This window comes from Actinokineospora xionganensis, from assembly GCF_014323725.1.
GTDB lineage: Bacteria > Actinomycetota > Actinomycetes > Mycobacteriales > Pseudonocardiaceae > Actinokineospora > Actinokineospora xionganensis.
Genome location: NZ_JABVED010000019.1, coordinates 63,059 through 87,865 on the forward strand (window position 1 = coordinate 63,059; position 24,807 = coordinate 87,865).

The 24,807-nt window shown below is 69.8% G+C and carries 27 protein-coding genes and 1 pseudogene; 10 read left to right on the top strand and 18 right to left on the bottom strand.

Translation table 11 applies throughout. The features are described from left to right. Window positions 1-36 precede the first annotated feature (36 nt). Window positions 37-1,470, bottom strand: coding sequence for a signal recognition particle-docking protein FtsY (gene ftsY / locus GPZ80_RS26595; protein WP_187223822.1), 1,434 nt, complete (start codon window positions 1,468-1,470; stop codon window positions 37-39). A 94-nt stretch (window positions 1,471-1,564) separates the two neighbouring features. Here ftsY and GPZ80_RS26600 point away from each other — a divergent pair, with 94 nt between their 5' ends. Next, on the top strand, window positions 1,565-2,752 hold the full coding sequence (locus GPZ80_RS26600; RefSeq protein WP_187223823.1) for an anhydro-N-acetylmuramic acid kinase: 1,188 nt from the start codon (window positions 1,565-1,567) through the stop codon (window positions 2,750-2,752). Then, window positions 2,739-4,295 (top strand): sodium:solute symporter, encoded by a 1,557-nt coding sequence (locus GPZ80_RS26605; protein WP_187223824.1) that lies wholly within the window; start codon window positions 2,739-2,741, stop codon window positions 4,293-4,295. Before GPZ80_RS26600 ends, GPZ80_RS26605 begins: the two co-directional genes overlap by 14 nt. On the opposite strand, the gene GPZ80_RS26610 is transcribed toward GPZ80_RS26605, so the two are convergent. The 3 genes from GPZ80_RS26610 to GPZ80_RS26620 are packed head-to-tail and all read right to left on the bottom strand — an operon-like array spanning window position 4,215 to window position 7,249. Then, window positions 4,215-4,832 carry a GNAT family N-acetyltransferase gene (locus tag GPZ80_RS26610; protein WP_187223825.1) on the bottom strand — a complete coding sequence of 206 codons (618 nt, stop codon included), beginning with the start codon at window positions 4,830-4,832 and terminating at the stop codon, window positions 4,215-4,217. The genes GPZ80_RS26605 and GPZ80_RS26610 overlap by 81 nt on opposite strands. A 13-nt stretch (window positions 4,833-4,845) precedes the next feature. Further along, on the bottom strand, window positions 4,846-6,285 hold the full coding sequence (locus GPZ80_RS26615; protein WP_187223826.1) for an FAD-binding protein: 1,440 nt from the start codon (window positions 6,283-6,285) through the stop codon (window positions 4,846-4,848). A 43-nt stretch (window positions 6,286-6,328) separates the two neighbouring features. Further along, window positions 6,329-7,249, bottom strand: a complete 921-nt coding sequence (locus GPZ80_RS26620) for a GNAT family N-acetyltransferase (RefSeq protein WP_187223827.1) — start codon at window positions 7,247-7,249, stop codon at window positions 6,329-6,331. 250 nt (window positions 7,250-7,499) lie between these two features. On the opposite strand from GPZ80_RS26620, the gene GPZ80_RS26625 reads away from it, so the two are divergent. From GPZ80_RS26625 to GPZ80_RS26635, 3 genes are all read left to right on the top strand, one after another. Then, window positions 7,500-7,967, top strand: coding sequence for a hypothetical protein (locus GPZ80_RS26625; protein WP_187223828.1), 468 nt, complete (start codon window positions 7,500-7,502; stop codon window positions 7,965-7,967). Between the two features lie 132 nt (window positions 7,968-8,099). Continuing rightward, window positions 8,100-8,615 carry a type IV toxin-antitoxin system AbiEi family antitoxin domain-containing protein gene (locus GPZ80_RS32980; protein ID WP_312880593.1) on the top strand — a complete coding sequence of 172 codons (516 nt, stop codon included), beginning with the start codon at window positions 8,100-8,102 and terminating at the stop codon, window positions 8,613-8,615. 286 nt (window positions 8,616-8,901) lie between these two features. After that, the gene (locus tag GPZ80_RS26635) at window positions 8,902-9,177 is read left to right on the top strand and encodes a nucleotidyl transferase AbiEii/AbiGii toxin family protein (RefSeq protein WP_187223830.1); all 276 of its coding nucleotides are present in this window, start codon (window positions 8,902-8,904) and stop codon (window positions 9,175-9,177) included. Between the two features lie 204 nt (window positions 9,178-9,381). On the opposite strand, the gene smc is transcribed toward GPZ80_RS26635, so the two are convergent. The 5 genes from smc to GPZ80_RS26660 form a co-directional block, all read right to left on the bottom strand. After that, window positions 9,382-13,008, bottom strand: coding sequence for a chromosome segregation protein SMC (gene smc / locus GPZ80_RS26640; protein WP_187223831.1), 3,627 nt, complete (start codon window positions 13,006-13,008; stop codon window positions 9,382-9,384). Between the two features lie 87 nt (window positions 13,009-13,095). Then, window positions 13,096-13,737 carry an anti-sigma factor family protein gene (locus GPZ80_RS26645; RefSeq protein WP_281401485.1) on the bottom strand — a complete coding sequence of 214 codons (642 nt, stop codon included), beginning with the start codon at window positions 13,735-13,737 and terminating at the stop codon, window positions 13,096-13,098. A 5-nt stretch (window positions 13,738-13,742) separates the two neighbouring features. Beyond that, window positions 13,743-14,258 carry a sigma-70 family RNA polymerase sigma factor gene (locus GPZ80_RS26650; protein ID WP_187223833.1) on the bottom strand — a complete coding sequence of 172 codons (516 nt, stop codon included), beginning with the start codon at window positions 14,256-14,258 and terminating at the stop codon, window positions 13,743-13,745. Window positions 14,259-14,297: 39 nt separating this feature from the next. Beyond that, window positions 14,298-14,594, bottom strand: coding sequence for an acylphosphatase (locus GPZ80_RS26655; RefSeq protein WP_312880594.1), 297 nt, complete (start codon window positions 14,592-14,594; stop codon window positions 14,298-14,300). Between the two features lie 217 nt (window positions 14,595-14,811). Next, window positions 14,812-15,186 carry a hypothetical protein gene (locus GPZ80_RS26660; RefSeq protein WP_187223834.1) on the bottom strand — a complete coding sequence of 125 codons (375 nt, stop codon included), beginning with the start codon at window positions 15,184-15,186 and terminating at the stop codon, window positions 14,812-14,814. Between the two features lie 123 nt (window positions 15,187-15,309). Here GPZ80_RS26660 and GPZ80_RS26665 point away from each other — a divergent pair, with 123 nt between their 5' ends. The 3 genes from GPZ80_RS26665 to GPZ80_RS26675 all read left to right on the top strand — a co-directional run bounded on the left by GPZ80_RS26665 (window position 15,310) and on the right by GPZ80_RS26675 (window position 16,722). Beyond that, window positions 15,310-16,050: a CAP domain-containing protein gene (locus tag GPZ80_RS26665; protein ID WP_187223835.1), complete on the top strand. Its 741-nt coding sequence runs from the start codon at window positions 15,310-15,312 to the stop codon at window positions 16,048-16,050. Between the two features lie 36 nt (window positions 16,051-16,086). Then, complete coding sequence (locus GPZ80_RS26670; RefSeq protein ID WP_187223836.1) at window positions 16,087-16,314, top strand: AbrB/MazE/SpoVT family DNA-binding domain-containing protein; 228 nt, start codon at window positions 16,087-16,089, stop codon at window positions 16,312-16,314. Window positions 16,315-16,398: 84 nt separating this feature from the next. Beyond that, a complete protein-coding gene (locus GPZ80_RS26675) occupies window positions 16,399-16,722 on the top strand; it encodes a type II toxin-antitoxin system VapC family toxin (RefSeq protein WP_222719898.1) in 324 nt (107 codons plus the stop codon). 79 nt (window positions 16,723-16,801) lie between these two features. Here the strand turns inward: GPZ80_RS26675 and GPZ80_RS26680 are convergent, their stop codons facing one another. Together GPZ80_RS26680 and GPZ80_RS26685 are read right to left on the bottom strand one after the other, a co-directional pair. Next, the gene (locus tag GPZ80_RS26680; RefSeq protein ID WP_187223837.1) at window positions 16,802-17,938 is read right to left on the bottom strand and encodes a DUF1700 domain-containing protein; all 1,137 of its coding nucleotides are present in this window, start codon (window positions 17,936-17,938) and stop codon (window positions 16,802-16,804) included. Continuing rightward, the gene (locus GPZ80_RS26685; RefSeq protein ID WP_091370902.1) at window positions 17,935-18,264 is read right to left on the bottom strand and encodes a PadR family transcriptional regulator; all 330 of its coding nucleotides are present in this window, start codon (window positions 18,262-18,264) and stop codon (window positions 17,935-17,937) included. The genes GPZ80_RS26680 and GPZ80_RS26685 overlap by 4 nt, the downstream gene beginning before the upstream one ends. A 166-nt stretch (window positions 18,265-18,430) precedes the next feature. Between GPZ80_RS26685 and GPZ80_RS26690 the strand changes: the two genes are divergently transcribed. Next, complete coding sequence (locus GPZ80_RS26690; protein WP_376771733.1) at window positions 18,431-18,814, top strand: VOC family protein; 384 nt, start codon at window positions 18,431-18,433, stop codon at window positions 18,812-18,814. Here the strand turns inward: GPZ80_RS26690 and mutM are convergent. The 7 genes from mutM to rsmD all read right to left on the bottom strand — a co-directional run bounded on the left by mutM (window position 18,809) and on the right by rsmD (window position 23,425). Then, on the bottom strand, window positions 18,809-19,660 hold the full coding sequence (mutM, locus tag GPZ80_RS26695; RefSeq protein ID WP_187223839.1) for a bifunctional DNA-formamidopyrimidine glycosylase/DNA-(apurinic or apyrimidinic site) lyase: 852 nt from the start codon (window positions 19,658-19,660) through the stop codon (window positions 18,809-18,811). The genes GPZ80_RS26690 and mutM overlap by 6 nt on opposite strands. Continuing rightward, entirely contained in the window at window positions 19,661-20,404 is a 744-nt protein-coding gene (rnc, locus tag GPZ80_RS26700; RefSeq protein ID WP_187223840.1) for a ribonuclease III, read from the bottom strand. 15 nt (window positions 20,405-20,419) lie between these two features. Beyond that, window positions 20,420-20,602 (bottom strand): 50S ribosomal protein L32, encoded by a 183-nt coding sequence (gene rpmF, locus GPZ80_RS26705; RefSeq protein WP_091370894.1) that lies wholly within the window; start codon window positions 20,600-20,602, stop codon window positions 20,420-20,422. A gap of 71 nt (window positions 20,603-20,673) precedes the next feature. Next, window positions 20,674-21,249: a YceD family protein gene (locus GPZ80_RS26710; RefSeq protein ID WP_187223861.1), complete on the bottom strand. Its 576-nt coding sequence runs from the start codon at window positions 21,247-21,249 to the stop codon at window positions 20,674-20,676. Window positions 21,250-21,439: 190 nt separating this feature from the next. Then, complete coding sequence (locus GPZ80_RS26715; RefSeq protein ID WP_187223841.1) at window positions 21,440-22,162, bottom strand: DivIVA domain-containing protein; 723 nt, start codon at window positions 22,160-22,162, stop codon at window positions 21,440-21,442. Window positions 22,163-22,302: 140 nt separating this feature from the next. Beyond that, window positions 22,303-22,803 (bottom strand): pantetheine-phosphate adenylyltransferase, encoded by a 501-nt coding sequence (gene coaD / locus GPZ80_RS26720; protein WP_187223842.1) that lies wholly within the window; start codon window positions 22,801-22,803, stop codon window positions 22,303-22,305. Window positions 22,804-22,828: 25 nt separating this feature from the next. Continuing rightward, window positions 22,829-23,425 (bottom strand): 16S rRNA (guanine(966)-N(2))-methyltransferase RsmD, encoded by a 597-nt coding sequence (gene rsmD / locus GPZ80_RS26725; protein WP_222719920.1) that lies wholly within the window; start codon window positions 23,423-23,425, stop codon window positions 22,829-22,831. A gap of 153 nt (window positions 23,426-23,578) precedes the next feature. On the opposite strand from rsmD, the pseudogene tnpB reads away from it, so the two are divergent. Beyond that, window positions 23,579-24,796: pseudogene (gene tnpB / locus GPZ80_RS26730) on the top strand (IS607 family element RNA-guided endonuclease TnpB); the annotation flags it as partial. Window positions 24,797-24,807 lie beyond the last annotated feature (11 nt).

A 24,807-nucleotide genomic window follows, 5' to 3' on the forward strand; every position in this document is an offset into this window, starting at 1 on the left:
GGACCATAGTGGCCCCCGTCACGCGGTTCGGACAGCTCAGCCGAGCAGCGCGTCGACAAACGCCGCCGGGTCGAAGGGGGCCAGGTCGTCGGCGCCCTCGCCGAGGCCGACCAGCTTCACGGGAACGCCCAGCTCACGCTGCACCTGGAAGACGATGCCACCCTTCGCGGTGCCGTCGAGCTTGGTCAGCACGATCCCGGTGACGTCGACGACCTCGCCGAACACCCGGGCCTGGGTCAGCCCGTTCTGCCCGGTGGTGGCGTCGAGGACCAGCAGCACCTCGTCGACCTCGGCCTGCTTCTCCACGACCCGCTTGACCTTGCCCAGCTCGTCCATCAGGCCGGTCTTGGTGTGCAGGCGGCCCGCGGTGTCGATCAGGACGGTGTCGACGCCGGTCGCGATCCCGCGCTTGACCGCGTCGAACGCGACCGCGGCCGGGTCGGCGCCTTCCTTGCCGCGCACGACCTCCGCGCCCACCCGGTCGGCCCAGGTCTGCAACTGGTCGGCGGCGGCGGCCCGGAAGGTGTCGGCGGCGGCGAGGACGACCGTGCGGCCGTCGGCGACCAGGACGCGCGCGAGCTTGCCGGTGGTCGTGGTCTTGCCGGTGCCGTTGACCCCGACGACGAGCGCGACGGCGGGTTGCTTGTTCTCGCCCTCACCGTGCGGCAGCGCGCGGACGGCGCGGTCCATGTCCGGGTGCAGCGCGTCGATCAGGACCTCGCGGAGCACCGCGCGAGCGGCCTCCGGGGTGCGCACGGCGCGTGCGACCAGTTCGGTGCGCAGCCGGTCGACGATCTCCTGCGTGGTGGCCGCGCCAAGGTCGGCGAGCAGCAGGGTGTCCTCGACCTCGGTCCAGGAGTCCTCATCGAGGTCGCCTGCGCCGAGCAGGCCGAGCAGGCCCTGACCGAAGGCGGACCGGGAGCGCGAGAGCCGCCCGCGCAGCCGTTCGAGCCTGCCCGTGGTCGGCGCGATCTCGTCCATCTCGGGCGCGTGCGGGCCGATGGGCTGCTCGGGGATGACCGGCGGCGGCACGATGTCGGTCGGTCCGGCCTGGGTGGGGATGCTGTCGGTCGGTGCGTGGCCCTGGACCGGGATGCTGTCGGCCAGGTTCTGGTCGGCGGCCATCTCGGTCAGCTCGTCGTCGATGAGCTGGTCGTCGGGCAGCGTCACGTCGACGATCCCGCGCCGGGGCGAGTCGCGCGGCACCGAGGCGTCGTCGCCGACGCCGGGCTGGCCGTCGACCTCGGTGCGGTCCTCGACCGGGTGCGGCGGCGCGGCCGCCTTCGGGCCGCCCTGGGCCAGGCTGATGCCGCCGCCCGCCTGGTAGCCGCCGCCCTTGGGCTTCTCGACCTCACGCTTCGCCTCGGCCAGGCTGATGCGCCTGCGCTTGGCCAGCACCACCCCGGTGACCAGGGCGGCGACCAGAACGACAGCGGCGACGATGAGGATGACGATCAGGGTCTGTGACACCCGGCCATCCTCGCATCCCGGCAGGCGGGCGCACCGACCACCGGGAAAAAGTCCCCTCTTGCGCCGAACGGACGGGTGCAATAGACCAAGAGCAATGGGTTGGTACCGCGTCGTCGGGGTGATCTCCGGTACTTCGATGGACGGTGTCGACGTGGCCGTCGCCGATCTCACCGTCCGCGGGGACACGATCGATCTCGTCCCGGTCCGGCATGCCCAAATCCCCTACCCGGCCGACCTGCGCGCCGCGCTTACGGCAGCGCTGCCGCCTGGGGACTGTTCCGCCGAGACACTGTGCAAGCTCGACACCGCTGTCGGGCAGGCGTTCGCGGCGGCCGTGGCCGGTGTCGGGGCCAAGGGCGCCGACCTGGTCGCCTCACTCGGACAGACGCTGTTCCACTGGGTCGACGCCGGGCGCTGCCTGGGCACGCTCCAGCTAGGACAGCCCGCGTGGATCGCGGAGGCGACCGGGCTGCCGGTGGTCGCAGACTTACGCGTCCGCGATGTCGCCGCGGGCGGGCACGGCGCGCCGCTGGCGCTGATCCTCGACCGGCTGCTGCTGTCCGAGCCGGACACACCGACGGCAGCGCTCAATCTCGGCGGGATCGCCAACATCACCGTGCTGACCCCGGACGCCCCCGCCCTTGCTTTCGATACCGGACCGGGCAACGCCCTCCTCGACGCCGCCGCCCAAGCCCGCCTCGGCACCGCCCACGACATCGACGGCGCACTCGCGAGTCAGGGCACTGTTCGTGAAGACCTCCTGGGCATCCTGCTGGCCGACCCCTATTACGCGGCGCCGCCTCCCAAGTCGACCGGCAAGGAGCTGTTCAGCGCCGCCTACCTCACCGAAGCGCTGACCCGCGTCCCACCGGTCGCCGACGCCGATCTGCTCGCGACCCTCGTCACGCTGACCGCCACGACGGTCGCCGCCGCCTGCCGAAGTCACGACGTGAAGAAGGTGGTCGCCTCCGGCGGGGGCGTCCACAACAGAGCGCTGCTCTCCGCTTTGCGCACCGCTCTCGATCCTGTCCCCGTGTCCACCACCGACGAACTCGGCCTGCCGGTGGACGCCAAGGAGGCCTATCTCGCCGCGCTCCTGGGGTTCCTGACCTGGAGCGGCATCGCGGTCGACCCGGCCACCGGCGCGGCGGGGCCGCGACTGCTCGGCAGCATCACCCCTGGCGCGGAACCCCTGCGTCTGCCCGACCCGGTCGGCGGCACCCCCAGCCGACTGCGGATCGTCGTCCCCCAACCCCTTGGAGGCCCCAGTGCGCGCACTTGACCTGGCGATCATCGTGGTCTTCCTGGTGGGGATGCCCCTGTTGGGCATCTGGATCGCCGGACGGCAGCGATCGGGCAGCGACTACTTCGTCGGCGAGGGCAAGATCTCCTGGTGGGTGGCCTGCCTGTCGGTGGTCTCGGCGGAGACCTCGACGCTGACCGTGCTGAGCGTCCCGACCGTGGCCTACCTGGGCGCGTTCACCTATCTCCAACTCGCGATCGGCTACGTGATCGGCCGGATCGTGGTGTCGTTCGTGCTGCTCCCCCGCTATGTCGCGGGCAACATGACCACCGCCTACAACTTCCTCGGCAAACGGTTCGGCGGCGGGATGCAGGGCACCGCCTCGGTGACGTTCCTGTTCACCCGGCTGCTCGCCGACGGCGTCCGCCTGTTCGCCACCGCGATCCCGATCAAGATCGTGCTGGCCGCGTACGGCGTGAACGCCGCGTACTGGCAGATCGTGGCGGTCCTGGGCGTCGCGATGGTCGTCTACACGTTCTTCGGCGGCGTGCGGGCCGTCGTGTGGGTCGACGCGATCCAGATGCTCTGGTACGTCCTGGGCGGTGTCGCGGTGATCGTCGTGCTGGCGAACCGGCTGCCCGCGGGCTGGCTCGGCGCGGCGGTGGACGCGGGCAAGACGCAACTGCTCGACTTCACGAGCGCGCCGCTGAGCAACAACTACGCCTTCGTCACCGCGGTGCTCGGCGGCGCGGTGCTGTCGATGGCCTCGCACGGCGCGGACCAGCTGATCGTTCAGCGGCTGATGGCGTGCAACGACCTCAGGGCGAGCCAGAAGGCGCTGATGGCCAGCGGGGTCGTGGTGTTCCTGCAGTTCGGACTGTTCCTGCTGATCGGCACCATGCTGTGGTCGTTCTACAAAGGACTCGACCCGGTGAAGGACCTCGGGCTGGCGACCAATGACGAACTGTTCGCGTCGTTCATCGTCAACGAGTTGCCCAGTGGGCTGTCCGGCTTCGTGATCGCGGGCATCCTGGCGGCGGCGCTGAGTTCGTCGCTCGGGGCGCTGGCGTCGTCCACCGTCACCGACGTCTACCAGCGCTTCGTGCGCAGGCCCCTCACGGAGGCGGAGTCGCTCAAGCAGGGCCGGATGTGGACGGTGGTCTGGGCGGGCGCGCTGATCGTGTTCGCGTCGATGTTCACCACCACGAAGAACCCGATCGTCGAGACCGCGCTCGCCATCACCGGCTACACCTACGGCGCGCTGTTGGGCGCGTTCCTGTTGGGCCTGCTGGTGCGCAAGGCGCGGCAGACCGATGCGATCGTCGCGTTCCTGACCACGGTCGCGGTGATGGCGTTCGTGATCCTCGGGCTGAAGTTCAGCAAGAAGACCGGCGAGTTCCTCGGCGTGGACTTCGCCAAGGCCGCGGGCGACTCCGTGGCCCTGGCGTTCCCCTGGTACACGCCGCTGGGCGTGGCCGTGACGCTGATCGTCGGCGGTCTGCTAGCCCTTCGCCACCGCGGCTCCGTCGTCCCCGCCACCCTCGACGATCCCGACGACAGCGCGGTTCCCGTGGCGAAGTGAGCGCCACTCGTCGGCCAGGATCGACCACACCTCGACGTCGTGGCGGGCGCCCCGGTGCGGGAACATCTGGCGGAGCACACCCTCGCGGGTGAAGCCGATCCGCTCGGCGGTGGCCAAGCTGCGCGTGTTGCCCGCCGCCGCCTGCCACTCCACCCGGGCCATGCCGCGCTCCTCGACCGCCCACTCGATCATCAACCGGACCGCACGGGTGACCAGCCCCCGCCCGACCGCCTCGGGCGCCAGCCAGACCCCGACCTCGCAGTTGCCGAACCGCTGGTCGAAGGTGCGGAACAGCGCGCCGCCGAGCAGCTTGCCGCCGACCCGGATGCCGAAGATCCGCCCCTCGCCCGCCGCCTGCCGATCGGCGTAGTTCTGCAGCCACGCGCCCGCGGACTCGGCGTCGACGATCCGGTCGACCCAGGGCAGCCAGACGGACAGGTACTCGCGGGCGGAGTCGATGTGCTCGAAGAACTCCGAGGCCTGCCACGGTTCGAGGACGTGCAGTTCGGTGTCGTCGGTCAGCGCGAGCGAGAGCAACGCGGCCTCCTGATCAGGGGAAGACGTGCTGGCCGGGTGTCAGCACGCCGTGCGGATCGAAGCGTGCTTTCGCGCGAAGGGCCACCGAATATCGGTCGCCGTAGTGCGCGCGCCAGTCGCCGGGGCGGACCGGGATCGCGCTGACCGGGTACTGCTTCCCACCGACCGCGAGGGCGGCGTCGTAGGCGGCGCGGTTGTCGGCGAGCAGCCTGCGGACCGTGTCGTCGTTGGGTGGGGCGACCACGCGCAGCATCGCGAACAGGAACACCGTGGGGCTATCGGGGAGCGCGACCATGGGCGTGGTGAGCCTGGCGCGCGGCACGGGGTAGAGCAGGATCGGGCCGCCGACGTCGGCCGGGTTCAGCCGGGAGACCAGGTCGGCGACGTAGGCGTCGGTAGCCGCGTCCGGGAGGAAGAGGTTGATCCACGGGTTGGGGAACTTCAGCGGGCGCAACTGGTCGACCAGCGCGGTGATGCGGTCCAGCCAGTCGAAGTAGGCCATCTCGGCGATCTCGGTCGACTTCGGCGCGGGCAGCCCGGCGAGCATCGCGGCGTCGTCGGGGTTGTTCGGGGCGGTGAAGTAGGCGACGCCCTCGAGCAGGTAGTCCCAGCCTCCCTCGACCGGGACGACCTGACCTTCCAGGTAGGAGAAGCGGCCGTCGGCGAGCGCGGTCCGCTGCGCGGCGAGCAGGGACGGCAGGTCGTCGTAGGTGAGGTTGTAGACGCGCGCCGTGGTCTGGGCGGGGATCAGCCGGACCGTCGCCCGGACTATGACCGCGTATTGGCCGAGGCCGCCGAGCACGGCGTCGAACAGTTCCCGGTTCTTGGTCTTGGAGCAGGACATGACCTCGCCGGTGCCGGTGACGGCCTCCAGCGCGATGACGTTGTCGACCAGCAAGCCGTGGTGCGAGCTGGCGCCGCCGATGCCGCCCACCGACAGCGTCCCGCCGACGGACAGGCCGAGGTAGTCGGTGGCGACCGGCGGGGTCAGTCCACTCGCGAGGGTCCGCTTGATCAGGTCGGACCAGACGACACCCGCGTCGACCACCGCGCGGTCCGCCGACACCGAGTGGACGCGGGCCATCGTGCGGGAGTCGATCACCACGCCCGCGCCCGCCTGCGCCTGGCCGTGCACGGCGTGGCCCTGCCCGCGCATGGCGACAGTGAGGTCGTGGGCGGCGGCGAAGGTGATGACCTTCGCGATGTCGTTCACCGAACCCGGCCGCAGCACCGCGCGCGGACGCTCGTGCACGATCTGCCCGTAGTCCTCCGCGGCCTCGGCGAGCGCGGCATCGTCGGTGACCAACTCGCCGTCGAGGCGGGGCACGGGGATGCCATTCGGACTGGCGTCGGCCTCGGTGAGCCACCCGACGCCCAAGGGGTCGAAGGCGACTACGGCGGTCGCGGCTCCCACCGCGAGAAACCTGCGTCGGTTGAGCCCGGTCTCGCGCATGTGGACGCTCCTCGCCGTCAAGTGATCTTGGCCGTCGATCACCCTATCGAGTCAGTCGATAGCCGACGAGTTCCAAATGGAGGTCAAAACCGAGCGCGGTGAACATCCGCTCCGAGGCGTCGTTGCCCAGGGAGATCACCGCGGCGGCCTGGGGGCGGACACCATGCTCGGCTGCGAGCTTACGGAGCAACGCGCGGACCAGGCCACGGCCGGTTCCCGCCGCGCGCATCTCGGGGTCGACGGCGACATAGTCGACGTAGAGCTCCTCCTGCTGGACGAACCCGGCGGCGTAGCCGAGCAGGCCGGTCGCGCCGGTCGCGACGACGACGGTGTGGCCGCGGGCGCCGTCGACCAGTTGGCCGCCGGTGATCGACCGGTTGGGAAAACACCGTTCGTGCAGGTCGATCACCCGCCGTCGGATTTCCTCGTCGGCGCCGAGCGGTCGCGCGGTGTCAGCGTCGTCGACCGCGGAGATGAGAGCCGAGCGGAGCGCGGAGCCGGTCAGGGTGAACACCCGACTGGTGCCGCGGGTGGTGAAGCCGTGGCGGGCGGCGAAGTCACCGAGTCTGCGGTTGAGACGGTGCCCGTAGAGCTCCAAATCGCCGATGCCTGCCAGGCGCGACACGGCCATGGCGTGCTCCAGCAGTTCGTCGGCCGCGTTGTGCCAGCACTGGCGGGCGGCCGGATGGTCGGCGGGGATGTCGACGAACGGCCCGTGCAGCCAGCCGCGCCCGACCACCGGGTCGGCGTCGACGCTGAGGACCCCGCACGGCCGGTCGTCGCCGTCGACGGCGAGGACCGCGCCGGAGGCCCAGTCGGGCGCGAACGCGGTCAGCTCCTCGGCGACCTGTGCCTCGGTCACCCCGTGATAGCCGACGTGGTGGGTCGGGTCGGCCTGCAAACGGACTACCAGCGCGACGACCGCGGGCAAGTCGGCGGGCCGGGCGGGGCGAATGGCATACATGCCCAAAATGGTGAACGTTCAGGCCACGCCGACGCGACCGGATTTCGTTCGGAACGCACCGCCACCGGTTATGCCCGCACAGTGACGACCTGGGAGAACTTGTTAGATCTTGGAACGTTCCCGTTATTTCGGGCACGTCTCGATCGGACCATACTTTCCTTCGCCTCCGGCGTGGCCGTCACGGTCCCGACCGGGCCGGCGATTTCATAGCGGAATCCACAGTGTTCAGATCAAGAAGGGCCGCGATCCGATGGCTAATTTCGACGCAAAGCAGGTCACCCCGATCGAGTGGGCGGGCATCGGCGCGGGCGCGCTCGCGTTCCTGATCAGCTTCTTCCCCTGGTACTCCTTCTCCTGGGACGGTGGCGACCTCGGCATCGGCGGCACCAGCGGCAGCGCCAGCGCGTGGACCGTGGGCATCGGCGGCTGGGGCGCCGTTCTGCTCCTGGTCGCCGCCGCGGTCATCATCCTGCTGCCGCACCTGGGCACCGCCGTCCCCAACAAGGCGAGCCTGTGGCTGGGCTTCGCCGCGGGCGCCACGGTGATCATCCTGATCCGCTGGCTGACCCTGCCCGACGACGGCGGCCTGGGCAGCCTCGCAGGCGGCGACTTCTCCTCCGGCGCGGGCTTCGGCCTGATCGTCGGCCTGCTCGCGGCCATCGTGTCCGGCGTCGCGGCGTTCCTGACCTTCCAGAGCTCCAAGAAGGCCGCCGCGTAATCCCGTACTGACAGCGAAGCCCCGCCCGTGAGCCACGGGCGGGGCTTCGCTTTGTCTGGGGCAGCCGTCCACTCGGCCATCTACTACGCACACCCGCGTGCTGAAGTCGCGAGGCTCGCGAAAGCAGGCGCTGTGCGCCGGATCGCGACGGGGTACTACGCACTCGTCCCGCAACACCGCCTCGGCGACCACACCTGGTCACCGGACCTCGCCGCCGCACTGGGTATCGGTCAAGCGGACTACGGCGTTGATCCGGTAGCCCTGATGGGCTTGAGCGCCGCGCGAATCCACGGCGCCATCCCGCGAGCACTCGCCACGGCGGTTGTCGCTGTACCCAAGCAACGGCCGCCCCTCCACACCGATCGAGGAAAGATTGTGTTCGTCACCCGTGCGGTAGCGGCACTCGATGTCGAGAGAACCAGCACCGAACTTGGCGAAGGGTGGCTGACAACCATCGAGCAGACCATTTTGGACCTCGCGCACCGGCCGACCCTCGGGGGCATCACTCAGCAGGACGCCCATGAGGCGATCCGTGCGCTCGCCGGACGCGCTGACTGGTCCCTGACGAGGCAACTGGCGGCGGACAACCATCACCCTGCCGCGCTGCGTGTCGCCCTGGAAATCGCCGGGCAGGTTCCCGGTGCTTGATCCAGCGGAGCCGGCGCGCACCGCCGCCGACTTCGGAGTCGCCGAAGAGCAGGTGCGGCGCGACCACTTGATCAGTCACATCCTTCACGCGCTTGGCCAGTCGGATGAGGGAATCACCTTCTTCGGCGGAACAACGCTCGCCCGAACCTGGGCGCCGGACCCCGCAGACGGCGGCAGGTTGTCCGAAGACATCGACCTCCTAGCCGCCGACCGGTCTACGCTGGCGCCACGAATCACGGCGGACGTGCCCCGCTCCCTGAGGCGATAGTTCCCTAGGGCGTCGTGGATGCCCGCGCTCGCCGACGTGCGACCAGTGGAGCCCGCGAGCCTCCGCACGGCGGATGGGCTGAGCGTTCGCGTACAGCTATTGGACGCCTGTCAGCACCACGAGTTCGCGGCCTGGCCGACCGAGCGCAGGCTGATCGAGATGCGATACAGCGACATCGAGCCGGTCGAACTGAGAGTCCCCACACTGGCCTCGTTCGCCAGGATGAAGACTGTGGCGTGGATGGATCGAGGGGCCGCACGCGATCTTTACGACCTCGCCTCCTGGCTGGCCTGAATGCCCTGACCGCACGAACAGCTGACCTCGTCCGCGAGATCACGGGCTGGACAGTGGCGCCGCACGTCTTTCGCAGCCTGCCGCGGTTCGACTGGACCACGCAGCTTGCCCATCAGACCAACCACCTCCCCACTCCCGCACACTGCCTCGCCACCGTGCGCGACGCCTACGCGCACGCGTCGGGCTGGGAGTAGAAAGGCGGGCTCAGGCGGCCGGGTCTTCCTCGGTCGGTTCCTCGATCGCCGCGTCCCGGTCCGTGCGCCGCAGGCGCTGGGAGATGACCTGGGTGATGCCGTCGCCGCGCATGCTCACCCCGTAGAGGGCGTCGGCGATCTCCATTGTGGCCTTCTGGTGGGTGATGATGATCAGCTGCGAGCTGGACCGCAGCTGCTCCAGCAACCCGATGAGCCGTCGCATGTTGGTGTCGTCGAGCGCGGCCTCGACCTCGTCCATCACGTAGAACGGCGAAGGTCGGGCGCGGAAGATCGCGACCAGCATGGCGACCGCGACCAGCGACTTCTCGCCGCCGGAGAGCAGGGAGAGCCGCTTGACCTTCTTGCCCGGCGGGCGGGCCTCGACGTCGACGCCGGTGGTCAGCATGTCGTCGGGGTCGGTGAGGATCATCCGGCCCTCGCCGCCCGGGAACAGCACGTTGAACACGATCTCGAACTCGCGGGAGACGTCGGCGTAGGCCGCGGTGAAGACCTCCAGGATCTTCTCGTCGACGTCCTTGATCACCGTGAGCAGGTCGCGGCGGGTGTCCTTGAGGTCTTCGAGCTGGGTGGAGAGGAACTTGTAGCGCTCCTCCAGCGCGGCGAACTCCTCCAGCGCCAGCGGGTTGACCTTGCCCAGCAGCGCCAGGTCGCGCTCGGCGCGCTTGGCCCGGCGGGCCTGGGTGTCACGGTCGTACGGCGACGGCGGCGGCATCGAGACGTCCTCGCCGCGTTCCTTGGCCTGCTCGTACTCGGCCAGCTCGGCCGGGCTCGGCGGCACCGCGACGTTCGGGCCGTACTCGGCGACCAGGTCGTCGAGGCCGATGCCGAACTGCTCGGCGATGCGGGTCTCCAGCTGTTCGAGCCGCAGCCGCTGTTCGGCGCGCAGCACCTCGTCGCGGTGCACGGCGTCGGTCAGCTTCTCCAGCTCACCGGACAGCTCACGGACCTTGGCGCGCACCTCGGCGAGGACGCGCTCGCGCTCGGCCCGCTGCCCCTGCACGACGTCGCGTTCCTCGGCCGCGCGGCGCAGCGACCCGGCGATGCGCCGCAGAGCCAGTTCACCGCCCTCGACGACGGCCTGGGCGACCACGGCGCCGCGTTTGCGGGCGGCCATCGCGCGGGTGGCGCGTTCGCGGGCCTCACGCTCGGCGCGGGCGGCCCGGCGCAGGCCGTCGGCCTTGCCCTGCAGCGCGCGGTGGCGTTCCTCGGCGGTGCGCAGCACGAGCCGCGCTTCCATCTCCTCCTGGCGCGCCGTGGCCAGCTCGGCGGTGTACTCGTCGCGCTCGGCGGAGTCGGGCTCGTCCTCGACTTCCTGCTCCTGCACGACCGCGAGACGTTCCTCAAGGTCGGCGAGCTTGAGCAGCGACTCCTCACGGGCCTGCTCGACCTTGGCCCGCTGCGACGTGGCCCGCTCGACCTCGGCCTGGGCGGCCCGCAGGGCTTGGCGAAGCCGGTTGAGCCGCTCCGAGGACCGAGCCGCCCGCACCTTGGCCTCGTTCATCGCCTCCTTGACCGCGCCGACCTCGGCGCGGCGGGCCTGCTGCTCGGCGCGGGCGCCTTCCAGCGCGGCCGCGGAGCCCTCCAGCATCCGCTCGGTCGCGGCGAGCTTGGCGTTGGCCTCGTCGACGGCGGCCTGCACCTCGATGACGCTCTGCGCGCGCTCCGACCCACCGACGGCCCAGTGCGCGCCCAGCACATCGCCCTCGGCGGTGACGGCCCGCAGCTCGGGGTATTCGGCGATCAGCGCCTGCGCGGCGGGCAGGCCGTCGACCACGGCCAGCTTGTCGAGCGCGCGATGCACGGCGGGCAGCAGGGCGTCCGGCGCGCGCACGAGATCCACGGCCCAGCGCGCGCCCGGGGGCAGCGTGGGCCAGGACGAGCGGTCGGAGGTGAACGCCGGGCCGCCTACCAGCATCCCCGCGCGACCCGCGTCGCCCGCGCGCAGCATCCGCAGGGCGGCGACAGCGCCTTCCGGGTCGGCCACGGCGACCGCGTCGGCCACCGGACCCAGGGCGGCGGCCAGCGCGGCCTCGGCACCCGGTTCGACGGTCAGCAGCGCGGCCACGGACCCGAGCAGGCCCGGCAGCCGGTCGCTCGCGGCGAGCAGCGCGCCCGCGCCGTCCTTGCGGGCCAGTCCCATCGACAGCGCGTCGACCCGCGCCTTCCACGAAGCGATCTCACGCTCGGCGTCGCGCTCGGCCTTGACGAGTTCCTCGACCCGAGCCTTGGCGGCCTCATTGGCCTGCACGGCGCGCTGGTGGCGCTCTTCCAGGCCGGCGTCGTCGCCTTCCTCGGTGCCGGTGGCGGCCTCGCCCTCGGCGAGCTCCTGCGCGGCGAACTCGGCGCGGTCACTGGCGTCGGCGAGCACGGTGGAGAGCCGCTCGATCTCGTCGGCGGTGGCGTTGGTGTTGCTGCGCAGCGCCTCGACCTGCCCGGCCAGCCGGGCAAGGCCCTCGCGGCGGTCGGCGATGGCCCGCACGGCGGCCATGTGCGCCTTCTCGGCGGTCCGCACGAGCTGCTCCAGCTCGCCGCGGCGCTCGGTGGACTCGGCCAGCGTGTAGCGGGCCTCGGCGACGGCCTCGAACAGCTCGGCCTCGCGCATCGCGGTGTGCTCGGCCTCTTCTTCCATCTCGTCCGGGTCGCGGCCACCGCGCGGGGCCTCGACCGACGCCGAGAGGTGACGCGCGCGCTCCACGGCGAGTCGGACCGTGCCGCGCAGCCGCTCTTCAAGAGCGGAAAGCCGATACCAGGTCTCCTGGGCGGCGGCGAGCATCGGCGCGTCCACCGCGAGCTGGTCCTCCAGCTCGGTCTGGCGCGACTGGTAGATCTCCAGGGCCTGCTCGACCTCCGAGCGCTTGCGCCGCGCGCTGGCCTCGTCGGCCTCCTCGCGGGCGATGTCCTCGCGCTGGTTGACCAGGTCGTCGGCGTGCAGGCGCAGGCGGGCGTCGCGCAGCTCGGACTGCACGCTCTGCGCCCGACGGGCGATCTCGGCCTGCTTGCCCAGCGGCTTGAGCTGGCGGCGGAGTTCGGCGGTGAGGTCGTTGAGGCGGGTGAGGTTGGCCTGCATCGCGTCGAGCTTGCGCAGCGCCTTTTCCTTGCGCTTGCGGTGCTTGAGGACGCCCGCGGCCTCCTCGATGAACCCGCGGCGCTCCTCGGGCTTGGACTCGAGGATCGCGGAGAGCTGGCCCTGCCCGACGATGACGTGCATCTCGCGGCCGATACCGGAGTCCGACAGCAGTTCCTGCACGTCCATCAGCCTGCAGCCGTTGCCGTTGATCTCGTACTCGCTGGCCCCGTCGCGGAACATCCGGCGCGTGATGGAGACCTCGGAGTACTCGATCGGCAGCATGCCGGAGGAGTTGTCGATCGTCAGCGTGACCTCGGCGCGGCCCAGCGGCGCGCGGCCGGAGGTGCCGGCGAAGATGACGTCCTCCATCTTGCCGCCGCGCAGGCCCTTGGCGCTGCCCTCGCCCATGACCCAGCGCAGCGCGTCGAGGACGTTGGACTTGCCCGACCCGTTGGGTCCGACGACACAGGTGATCCCCGGCTCGAATTTCAGCGTCGTCGCCGAGGCGAAGGACTTGAAGCCCTTCAGCGTCAGGCTCTTGAGGTGCACGAAACCGGCCCTTCCGAGTGCTGTATCCGGGAGAGAGTACCTGCGGATACGGGTCCACCTGGGGAGGCGGGGCCGATCGGGGGTAAGTCAGGCCGGGGCGGGCACCGTGACCAGCACCTTGTCGTCGTCGGTCACGACCTCGACCCGGGAGATCCGGGCCAGGTCGAACGATGTGCTGCCGGGGATGGTCTCACCAGGCTCGAAGGTGGTCGACCACCAACCCGCGACCTGCCTGCCGCCGTCGCGGTCGCGCACCACGAGCTTGCACGGCTTGCCCGCGGGCACGTCACGCAGTGTGATCCTCACCTCGGTGCCCCAGGGGCGGTCGGTCAGCGCCACGTCGGCGCCCACCCCGCTGGCCGAGTCCTTCGCCGACCAGCTCACCGCGGTCGGCTCGGGCTCGCGCTGGCTCTGCACGAGGACGGCCGTGCCGGTACCCAGCGCGACCACGATGACCACGGCGGCGGCGAGCGGCCACTGCCGCCGGGGACCCCGCTTGCGCAGCGGGGTCGGCTCGGCGAGCGGCGCGGGCTGGGGTTCGAGGTCGGGCAGGTCGGGCTGGTCCTCGTAGTCCTCCGGGGAGATCCGGTGCAGCAGCCCCGGCAGCGGCGCCATCCGCAGCAGCTCGGCCTTGCAGGACGCGCAGCCCGAGAGGTGCGCCTCGAACTCGGCCCGGTCGGGCAGGTCGAGGGCGCCGAGGACGTAGGCGCCGACGGAGGTCAGCAGCATGCAGCTCACGGCTCGGTCACCCCTCGCTCCTCCAGGGCGTCGCGCAGGGCCCGCAACGCGTAGAACGTGCGGGACTTGACGGTGCCCGCCGGGATGCCGAGGACCTTGGCGGCCTCGGCGACGGTCCGCCTGCGGTAGTACAGCTGGCCGATGACCTCGCGGTGGTCGCGCGACAGGGCCCGCATGGCCTCGGCGACCTGCCAGCCCTGCAGGACCTGCTCGAAGTCGTCGGTCGACCGGGCCCAGTCGGTCTCGATCGGCACCTCCGCGACCCGGGCGTTCTGCTTGCGGTAGCCGGAGATCACCAGGTTCTTCGCCACTGTGTAGAGCCACGGGCCCGCGTGGTCGACGTGCAGCCGGTCCGCGTGCCGCCAGGCGCGCAGCAGCGTCTCCTGGACTATGTCCTCGGCGCGCTGGTGGTCGTTGCCGACGGCCCGCAGGACATAACTGTGCAACGGCCGCCGGTAGCGGTCGTACAGCTCGCGGACGAGGTACTCGTCCTGTCCCGGGTCGTCACCCACGTAAGTGCCTACGCGGGCGGCACGGGATCGGTTCACCGGTCACCGTTCGGCGAACCCCTCGATGGTCCCCTTCGCCGGTCCCCACTGCTCGACCACGGCGTCGACGCTGCCGGGGGCCTGGCCGGACTGCAGTGCCCGCAGGAGGCGGTCGCATTCGTCGCGCGCGCCCTCGGCCACGACCTCGACCCGGCCGTCGGCGGTGTTGCGCGCCCATCCGGACAACCCGAGTTCGAGCGCGCGGCTGCGGGTCCACCACCGGAACCCGACGCCTTGGACGCGGCCGCGCACCCACGCGGTCAGCCGGACGCGATCGGCACGGTTCTGGTCCTGTGACACACCGTCATCCTGCCGCACGGATGAGGGATCCACACAGAGCGAGAAAACATACGCGCGGGTCTCGGGCCTTCTACGAGATGGTAGTTTTTCGCGCCGTCACGGCCGACGAACCGGCTCGCCTCGCGAGTCAGTGGGAGTGGACCTGCATGTCCGAGTCAGCAGACCGGGTCGAAGTGTCACCAGTAGACGACGAAACACCAGGTCTCCGCCGCGCGCCCTACGCGATCCTGGGTGTCTCCGGCGTCGTCGTGGCGACCGTTTTCGCCGCCGTCGCGGCCTTCGCCTCGGGCGCCAGCGACGACGCGGGCCCGATCGCGCCCGCCGCGCCGGTGAAGTCCACGTCCGCCAAGGCCACGTCGACGAGCGCGCCCGCGTCCACGACGTCCTCGGAGGTCCCGTCGTCGACGACGACGGAGAGCTCCACCACGACGACCGAGTCGACGACGACGGACGCTACGACGACCACGACGAAGCGCGGCCCCAAGCCGACGACCCCCACCACGACGACGCCGCGGCCGGTGACCACGACGCCGGCGACTACACCGCCGAAGACGACGCAACCGACGACTCCTCCGCCTACCACCCCACCCACCACGCCACCAACGACTACCGAACCAACAACTACGTAACAGAGAGTTTCTGGATATTCACCTAGATCCACTCGTTGGTGGTACCTTCCGCGACCGTGACACACCGTCGTGGTCGTAGTGGGCTAGTGCAGGCCGTTCTTGTGGCGCTCGCGGTCGGCGCGGGAACAGCGGGGGTCGCCACCCTGCTGGACAGTTCGGGCAAGATCGACGGGAAACCGAACCGCATCGCCCTTGACGTTCCCGCGACCTCGACGGCACCCGACGCGGTCCACCCGACCGTGTCCCTGCCTCCCACGGCGTCGGCGAGCATGACCGGCATCTCCGCGCCCCCGCCGTCCTCGGGCGCGAGCAGCGTCTCGCCGACAACCGCGCCCGGCGGATCCCCGGCGCCGGAGCCGGGCGGGAAGCCGCCGGGCCACGGCACGAAGCCGACCAATGGCCCCGGCACGACGACGCGCCCGCCTGCCACCACCACGACGGCGGCCACGCCCGTGGACAGCACGGTGCCGCCGAAGGTGCTCAACATCGTGAACAACTGGCGCCTGCAGTTCGGCTGCGCGCCGCTCTCCCTGGACAGCAGGCTCAACCGCGCGTCCCAGGCGCACAGCGCCGACATGGCGGCGAACAACTACTACTCGCACACCAGCCAGGACGGCCGCAGCTACATCGACCGCGCCTACGCCGAGGGCTACTGGATGCCCGGCGGCGAGAACCTGGCCCGCGGCCCCCGCACCGCCGAGGAAGTCATGAACGCGTGGATGAACTCCTCCAGCAACCGCGCCAACATCCTCAACTGCAACCTGCGCACGATGGGCGTCGGGCTGGCGGGACCGGGTTACTACTGGACCCAGATGTTCGGCTACTGAGTAAGAGTAATACCGAGAAAATATTGCTCTTACTCCATGAGACTGACCGAGAAGAGGCAGGTCACCATCCCTATCGCGGTCCGGGAACAACTCGGTCTGCTGCCTGGTGACGAAGTCGAGTTCGTCGTCGAAGGCGAGGAGGTTCGGCTCAAGCGGTCCAACACCCACGGCCGACGCGGTCGACGCATTGTGGGAATCCTGCGGGATCGCGGAGATGTCGCCATGAGCACCGACGAGATCATGGCGCTCACCCGTGGCGAGTGAGCGCAACACGACTCCGGTCGACTCGAACATCCTCATCGACATCATGACCGAAGATCCCGAGTGGGCCGAACGGTCTTCGGGGCATTGGCTGACGCCGCCGAGGTCGGCTTGCTGGTGATCAATCCGATCGTGTGCGCCGAGGTCTCGGTGCGCCTCTCGTCGATCGAGGATCTCGACGACGCGCCCCCCAAGGACGACTTCGTGCGTACGCCGCTGCCTTGGTCTGCCGCGTTTCTCGCGGGCAAGTGCTTCGTCGAGTACAAAGCAAAGGGTGGCGCGAAGACCGCACCCCTCCCCGACTTCTACATTGGCGCTCACGCCGCCGTCAGCAGATTCGCGCTGCTCACTCGGGAGGCTCGGCGGTATCGGACCTACTTCCCGACCGTCGAACTGATGTCACCAAGCTGACGAGGGCTTGCCGATCGTGGCGAGAGTGGGAGCAGGCCCCCGATGCCTGCTCCCACTCTCACACCCTCCCCCGAGGGGATCAACCCGTCGGCACGGCCGCCGACGTCTTGGCCGGTGCCGACGAGGTCGTCGACGGCGGCGGTGAAGTCGCCGTGGTCGACGGCGCTGGGCTCACGGTGGTCGACGGAGACGGGACCGCCGAGGGTGACGGCGGCAGCGGCACGAACGGCAGACCGGTCAGTTCCTCGCACATGCCTCGGGTGTAGACGACCCGGGGCAGTGGGAAGCGGTTTCGGTTGTCGATGTGCTCACCGCACGATGGGCGGTAGACCGTGATCGGGCTGCCGGACTCGTCATAGAGGTAGAACTCGTCGATGGCTTTGCCGTCGGCGCCCACGGCGTACACATTGGCCAGTGGACTTCCGTTGTAGGACAAGCCATTGCCCGAGTATCCGCCGTGGTAGGTGGTGCCGCCGCTGTTCGATGCCGCGGCCACCGCCAGGGCGATGCCGCAGCCGACGACGAAAGCGTTGCCGGGCACCGTGATCGCCAGCAGGCGCCGGTCGGTCTTGACCCGGCCCGCAGTCCAGAGCAGCACACCCGCCGCGATGAGCACCGCCACCGCGAAGGAGGGCGCCCTACTGATCGTGGCGAGGAAAGCCAGTGCCAGCACCACGATCCGCAGCACCGTCCACGCCGGACGCAGCGAGCGCAGGTAGTCCATCGCCGCGGGCTGCAGCAGATTCAGTCCAGTTCGGACAGCCCAGCGGTACTCGCCCAGTTCCTCGATGTCCGAGCGGCGGACACGGCCGGTGAAGATCAGCCACGCCGCCAACGCGAACAGTGGCAAGAACACGATCACCGCGACCAACGGGTTGTCCGAGCGTTCTCCCACGCCCGCGGCACCGACGATGAACGCGACCAGCGCCGTGATCGCCAGTCCCCACAGGGCGACCCGCCCCGCCAGCTTGCGCGGAACCGCGGGCAGGGTCCGGTTCGGCGGGGGCGGGTAGCCACCCGTCGCGCGCAGTTCGGCCGCGTAGTCCTCCGGCGTGCCAAGGCGTTCGACGGGGGATCCGTCCTCGCCGAAGACCTCCGTGACGTGCGGCTCGACGTCCTCCATCAGCTCGGTCAGCTCGTCGGCGGGGAGGTCGGCCAACGCCGTCCGCACCCGGGCGAGGTACTCGTCGAGCTCCAGGCGAGTGTCGCTGTTCACGCCGCCTTCCCCTTTCGCAGAATCCCGTCCAACGTCTCGGCGAACGCCCGCCAGGCTTGCTCGGTCTCGACCAGTCGGGCCCGGCCCAGATCGTTGAGGCCGTAGTACTTGCGGTGCGGCCCCTCGTCGCTGGGGACCACATAGGAGCTGAGGTACCCCGCCTTGTACAGCCGCCGCAGCGTTCCGTAGACCGAAGCGTCCCCGACTTCCTCGATGCCGCCGCCCCGCAGTCGTCTGAGAACGTCGTAGCCGTAGCCGTCCTCATCCCGCAGCACGGCGAGCACCGCGAGGTCCAGCACTCCCTTGAGCAGCTGGCTCGTATCCATGCACCCTCCCCGGTATCGCGCTAAGAGCACTATTGCGCATTACGCAGTACCGCGCAACATGGAAAGTGGACACCCCAGCGGTTTGACCTCGTCCGCGCTGGAAGTTCTAGGGTGGAGACAGCACTGCGACAGCACTGCGACAGCACTGCGATGGGGAGGAACCGCCATGTCCATCCAGCTCAACCACACCATCGTCCACAGCCGGGACAAGGCCGCGTCGGCCAAGTTCACGGCCGAGGTCCTAGGTCTGCCCGCGCCGTTCCCGTTCGGCCCGTTCCTGTGTGTGCGGACCGACAACGACGTCACGCTCGACTTCATCGACGTTGACGGGGAGATCACCGAGCAGCACTACGCGTTCCTCGTCTCCGAGGACGAGTTCGATGAGATCTTCGGCCGGATCAAGGACCGCGGCCTGAGCTACTGGGCCGACCCGCACCACCGGCAGACCGGGGAGATCAACACAAACGACGGCGGGCGCGGCGTGTACTTCGACGACCCCGACGGGCACGCACTGGAGATTCTTACCCGGCCCTACGGCAGCGGGTCATGAGCGGCGCTGGCAGCGCGGGCAGGAGAACGACGAGCGGTTCATGAACGGCTCACGACGGATCGGACTGCCGCAGCGGGGGCACGGCAGCCCCTCCTGCCCGTAGGCGGCCAGGGATCGGTCGAAGTAGCCGGACTGGCCGTTCACGTTGACGTACAAGGCGTCGAAGGACGTGCCGCCCGCGACGAGCGCCTCGGCCATCACGTCGGTGGCGGCACCGATCAGCTCGCGGGCCTTCGCCGCGGAGAGCCGCTCGGTGGGTCGCGCCCAGTGCACGCGGGCGCGCCAGAGGGCTTCGTCGGCGTAGATGTTGCCGATGCCGGACACCACGGTCTGGTCGAGCAGCGCCCGCTTGACCTCGGTCCGCTTGGCGCGCAGGGCGCGGACGGCGGCGTCGAGGTCGAACGCCGGGTCCATCGGGTCGCGCGCGATGTGCGCGACCGGCTCGGGCAGCGTCTCGCCGTCGACCTCGACAGTGTCCTCGACGGACAGGCCACCAAAGGTGCGCTGGTCGACGAACCGGAGTTCGGGGCCGTCGTCGGCGAAGCGGACCCGCACCCGCAGGTGTTTCTCGTCGGGCGCGTCGGCGGACTGGACGAGCATCTGGCCGCTCATGCCGAGGTGGGCCAGGACGGCCTCACCGGAGCTCAACTCGACCCACAGGTACTTGCCACGGCGGCGCGCGGCGTCAAGAGAATGCCCCACGAGCCGGGACGCGAAGTCGATCGCACCCGGAACGTGGCGGCGGATGGCCCGGGGGTGCAGGACGTCGACCGAGGCGATCGTGCGACCGGTGACGTGGCGTTCCAGACCCCGGCGGACGACCTCGACCTCAGGCAGTTCGGGCACTCAGGACTCGTCGGACCGCTTGGTGTCGATCGACTCGGAAAGCTCGCGCCAAGCCGCTTCCGCGGCCTTCTGCTCGGCTTCCTTCTTGGTGCGACCGTCGCCGTTGCCGTAGCCCTGGCCGTTGACGACGACGATGGCCGTGAACTCCTTGCGGTGGTCCGGGCCTTCCTCGCGCACCCGGTACTCCGGCACGCCGAGGCCCGCGGACGCGGTGAGCTCCTGCAGGCTCGTCTTCCAGTCCAGCCCGGCTCCACGAAGCGGCGCTTCGATGAGCAGCGGGTCGAACAGGCGGTGCACGACCTGGCGGGCCGTGTCGATGCCGTGCTGCAGGTAGACCGCGCCGATCACGGCTTCCATGCCGTCGGCGAGGATGCTCGCCTTGTCGCGGCCGCCGGTCAGCTCCTCACCCTTGCCGAGGAGCAGGTGCGCGCCGAGGCCGCCGTCGCCCAGACCGCGGGCGACACCGGCGAGGGCGTGCATGTTGACCACGCTGGCCCGCAGCTTGGCGAGCTGCCCCTCGGGCAGGTCGGGGTGGCGGCGGTACAGGTGGTCGGTGACGACGAGGCCCAGGACCGCGTCGCCGAGGAACTCCAGGCGCTCGTTGGGCGGCAGACCGCCGTTCTCGTACGCGTACGAGCGGTGCGTCAGCGAGAGCACGAGCAGCTCGGCGTCCAAGTGGACGCCGAGCGCGTCGAGCAGCGTTGACGGGTCCGCTGTCGGACCTCGAGACGCCTTAGCCCCCATGGCGTGAACCTACGGTCACGCGGGCTGAACGACCTGGCGACCGTCGTACTGGCCGCAGGTCGGGCAGGCGATGTGCTGCGGCTTCGGGGCCCGGCAAGCCTTGTTCGAGCAGTTCACCAGGTGCACCGCAGTGGTCTTCCACTGCGACCGGCGCGAGCGGGTGTTCGAACGCGACATCTTCCGCTTGGGGACGGCCACGACTGAATCTCCTCTGAGCAAGCTGTGTGAGCAGGACGGACAGTTACAACGACGCTACAGACTGTGTTGTCTCAGCCATCATCCTGTTGGAACCGCTCTTGGAGCGCGGCCCATCGAGGATCAATGGTCTCATGCCTATGATTCGGGCCGAGTTCGGCCCACTTGCCACCACAGTCCGTACACAGACCGGCACAGTCCGGGCTGCACAGCGGAACGTGCGGCAGTGCCAGGACGACCGCGTCGCGGACGACTGGCTCAAGATCGATGAGGTCGTCGATCAGGCGGCTGACCTCGTCTTCGTCGGTCGTCTCGACCGTGGCGCTCAGCGGGTAGGCGAAGAGCTCGGTGATGTCGACCTCGACCTCGTCGGTGATCGGGTCGAGACACCGGGAGCACTCCCCCGCGAGCGGGGCGGCGGCGACCCCGGAGACCAGGACACCCTCCACGACCGACTCCAGCAGGACATCGAGCTCGACGTCGGCGCCCGCGGGCACCGCGATGACGCCTTCGAGCCCGATGGCGTAGTCGGCCTGGGCGTTGCGGTGGACCGGTCGCGATGATCCGGGTCGCCTTCCCAGCTCACGGGTGTCGATGACCCACGGGCTGGTCAGGACCGGACGGGCCGGGCCTTTGCGCTTCTCGGACATGGTGGACTCGGTCACGCCTTCGTGGATTGGTGGGGCCGACGCGGATGTCCGCGCGGCCAGCTAGAACAGGGTACGTGAGGCACCGTGAAACGGGAAATCAGACCGCGAGTCCAACGTTCAGAACAACGAGTCCAACGTTCGTGGCTGTCGTGAACGTTGGACTCAGCGTTCTGGACGTTGGACTCGCGGGTCAGCCGTGGTAATCGAAGGGGACGGCGCCCGCGGGGACGCCGTTCATGGCGCCGCGCAGGTGGGTGCGGCCCTTGCCGACGGTGCGCAGGGTGTGGCTGAGCAGGTCTTCGAACTCGGCCAGCTTGGTGTCGACGTAGTCGTCGCACTCGGCGCGCTTGCGGGCGGCCTCGTCGGCGGTGGCGTCGAGGATGCGGGCGGACTCGGCGTGGGCGGCCTGGACGACCTCGGTCTGCGAAACCAGCCTGGCCTGCTCGAAGCGGCCTTCCTCGACCGCGCGCTCGTAGGACTCGCGGCCCGCCTGCAGCATCCGGTCGGCCTCGGACTGGGAGCGGCCGACCAGGTTCTCGTACTCGGCGCGGCCCGCGGCCACAGTGCGGTCGGCTTCGTCCTGGGCCTCGGCGACGAGGCGGTCGGCGTGCGCGGTGGCCTCGGCCACGAGGCGCTCGGCCTGGGCGCGGGCGTCGGCGATGAGCTGCTCGGCTTCGAGGGCGACCTTGGACCGGGTCTGCTCGGCCTGGTGTTCGGCGCCGCCGATGATCTCGTCCTTGCGGTCGAGCACGTCCTGCGCGTCGTCGATCTCGGCGGGCAGCGCGTCGCGCACCTCGTCGAGCAGTTCGAGGACGTCGCCGCGGGGCACCACGCAGCCCGACGTCATCGGCACGCCCCGGGCTTCCTCCAGGATCGTGACCAGTTCGTCGATCGCCTCGAAGACCTTGTACACAGCTCCTCCTCCACCTCCACGCGCGGGACGTGACGGCTCCCCGTTCGATTCTGCCCGCTTACCGGGCTCCGCACGTGGAGATCGAGTGGGCGTGTTCGTTTGTGAGGGGGTGGGGGCTTGTGATGATCCGCACCGTCGGCCTAGCTCTCCTCCGCCGCCGCCGCGTTCTCGGCCAGGCGCTTGAGGAGGCGGGTGTGGACGAGCTCCGGGAGCAGGTGCGAGACCGAGCCGCCATAGGTGGCGACCTCCTTGACCAGGGAGCTGGACAGGAAGCTGTTGAGCGGGCTGGTCGGCATGAACATGGTCTCCACGCCGGTCAGGCCCTGGTTCATCTGCGCCATCTGCAACTCGTAGTCGAAGTCGCTGATGGCGCGCAGGCCCTTCACGATCGCCCGCACGTCGTTCTGGGTGCAGTAGTCCACCAGCAGCCCGTGCCACGAGTCGACACGGACATTGGGGAGGTGGGCGGTGGTCTCGGCGAGCATGTCCATCCGCTCTTCGACGGTGAACAACCCACGCTTCGACTTGTTGATCATGACGGCGATCACGACCTCGTCGAACAGCGCCGCGGCCCGCTCGATGATGTCGAGGTGGCCGTTGGTGGGCGGGTCGTACGAGCCCGGGCAAACTGCGCGCGTCATGGATTTGGACCGTAGCAGCCGGGAGTCAGTCGGAGTCCGTGTCGACACTCACTTGCGAGGCCCAGTGCAACTCGGTATCGCCGTAGCGACGGGACCGCTCGGGCACGAGGGCGGCGGGCCAGTCGGGCGCGCCCGCGCGGGTGGACCGCTCGACGATCACCGTCGAGCCGGGTCCGGTCCACCCATAGTCGACGAGCGCGTTGAGCATCACCGCGAGTTCCGGCCCCTCGACGGCGTAGGGCGGGTCGGCCATGACCAGGTCGTAGGGCTCGGCGGAGCCCGCGGAGAGGACCTGGGTGACCCGTCCGGCCCGAATGTCGGCGCCGGGCAGCGCGACGATGGCGGCGTTGCGCTTGAGGACGCCGACGGCGTTGCGGTCGGCCTCCACCATCGTGGCCAGCACCGCCCCACGGGAAAGCGCTTCGAACCCGAGCGCGCCCGACCCGGCGTAGAGGTCGAGCACCCGGGCGCCATGCAGGCCGACGCCCGCCTCCAACGCGCTGAAGAGGGCCTCGCGCACCCGGTCCGACGTCGGCCTGGTGCCCTTGGGCGGCACCGCGAGCCGCCTTCCCCCGGCGGCGCCCGCCACAATTCTTGTCACCTTCACATGGTGCCTGACCAGCCTTGCTCGACCGCGCGTCGGGGCCGGCGCCGCGCGAGAACTAGCCACGATTGTCGGTCCTCAGCGCTACGGTCGATCAGCGTGAAGCGGAGCGCTCCTACGGTTTGGCCGACAGCGACACCTCCCGCAGGCAACCGGTGATGGAACCAAGCAAAATTCAGGATCGCGCCGTGGTGGAACAAATGCCCGAAAGAGGCGTATTCGACCGGCCTGGACCAGTTGGCCCGCGCGTTGCGCAGTTGGTCGGCTTCCCGTAGCGGCAAACACAAGGGCCGGAGAGTCGGCTTTCCGCGTTTCAGATCGAAGCGTTCGGCCCCCGGATCGTGCCGGTTCACCACTGGCGCTATCCGCCTGGAGGACGACCACAGGCACATCACCTTGCCGGTGCTGGGAGCAATCAAGACACACGAGTCCACAAGCAAGCTGCATCGCCGCCTCGTCGACGGAACGGCTCGGATAACCTCCGCGACCGTACGTCGGGAAGCCGGTCGCTGGTTCTGTTCATTTTCCTGCGTGGTCGAGCGTGCCGAGCGCACCCCGGCACGGCCGGACGCCGTAATCGGAGTGGACCTGGGCATCAAGGCCCTGGCAGTGTTCTCCGACGGACGACCGCCCAGCGCCAATCCCAGGCATCACGACATCGCGCGGCGCAAACTTGCCCGCATGTCGCGTGCCGTTTCACGCAAGCAGGGCCCGAACAGACGCATCGGTCGCGCGCCGTCAAACCGGTGGAGGCGTGCCAACGATAGGCGCAATCGGGTTCATCACCGCGTCGGGAACCAGCGCCGCGACGCGATCCACAAGCTCACAATCGACCTGGCCCGCGTGTACGGCACGATCGTCATCGAAGATCTCCACGTAGCCGGCGTGCTCGGTAGCCGGCGCCTTGCCCGGGCCGTCGCAGACGCCGGGTTTGCCGAGATCCGGCGTCAACTCACCTACAAGACGGCGTGGAACGGCGGCACGCTCCAGGTGGCCGACCGATGGTTCCCCAGTACCAAGATGTGTTCAAGGTGTCAGGCAGTGAAACCCAGACTGCCGCTGCGCGTACGAACGTTCTGCTGCGAGTACTGCGGCCTGACCCTTGATCGCGATGTCAACGCCGCGCTCAATCTCGCCGCGCTCGTCGATAGGCATGTCGCCGGGAGTGGCCCGGAGACAGGAAACGGACGTGGAGCCGACCGTAAGACCGCGCCTGGCGCGGCTGGTGGCCATGAAGCGTCAACCCCGCACCGCGCGATTTCCGCCGGGTCGGACGGGGACCTTCACCTGGTATCGGGTGGATCACGGAGGGTTATCATCACTCCGCTGAACGGTGAGGCGGAGCACATCGGCCATCAGGTCGATTCAGGCGCGACCCAAAGCGCGTAATCTCGCTCTTC

Excerpts from the sequence above, each read along its gene's own strand:
- GPZ80_RS26600 (WP_187223823.1), top strand. The coding sequence starts at position 1,565 with ATGGGTTGGTACCGCGTCGTCGGGGTGATCTCCGGTACTTCGATGGAC.
- GPZ80_RS26615 (WP_187223826.1), bottom strand. The coding sequence starts at position 6,285 with ATGCGCGAGACCGGGCTCAACCGACGCAGGTTTCTCGCGGTGGGAGCC.
- GPZ80_RS26620 (WP_187223827.1), bottom strand. The coding sequence starts at position 7,249 with ATGTATGCCATTCGCCCCGCCCGGCCCGCCGACTTGCCCGCGGTCGTC.
- GPZ80_RS26625 (WP_187223828.1), top strand. The coding sequence starts at position 7,500 with ATGGCTAATTTCGACGCAAAGCAGGTCACCCCGATCGAGTGGGCGGGC.
- GPZ80_RS26635 (WP_187223830.1), top strand. The coding sequence starts at position 8,902 with ATGCCCGCGCTCGCCGACGTGCGACCAGTGGAGCCCGCGAGCCTCCGC.
- GPZ80_RS26645 (WP_281401485.1), bottom strand. The coding sequence starts at position 13,737 with ATGCTGCTGACCTCCGTCGGCGCCTACGTCCTCGGCGCCCTCGACCTG.
- GPZ80_RS26670 (WP_187223836.1), top strand. The coding sequence starts at position 16,087 with ATGAGACTGACCGAGAAGAGGCAGGTCACCATCCCTATCGCGGTCCGG.
- GPZ80_RS26685 (WP_091370902.1), bottom strand. The coding sequence starts at position 18,264 with ATGGATACGAGCCAGCTGCTCAAGGGAGTGCTGGACCTCGCGGTGCTC.
- GPZ80_RS26690 (WP_376771733.1), top strand. The coding sequence starts at position 18,431 with ATGTCCATCCAGCTCAACCACACCATCGTCCACAGCCGGGACAAGGCC.
- rnc (WP_187223840.1), bottom strand. The coding sequence starts at position 20,404 with ATGGGGGCTAAGGCGTCTCGAGGTCCGACAGCGGACCCGTCAACGCTG.
- GPZ80_RS26710 (WP_187223861.1), bottom strand. The coding sequence starts at position 21,249 with ATGTCCGAGAAGCGCAAAGGCCCGGCCCGTCCGGTCCTGACCAGCCCG.
- coaD (WP_187223842.1), bottom strand. The coding sequence starts at position 22,803 with ATGACGCGCGCAGTTTGCCCGGGCTCGTACGACCCGCCCACCAACGGC.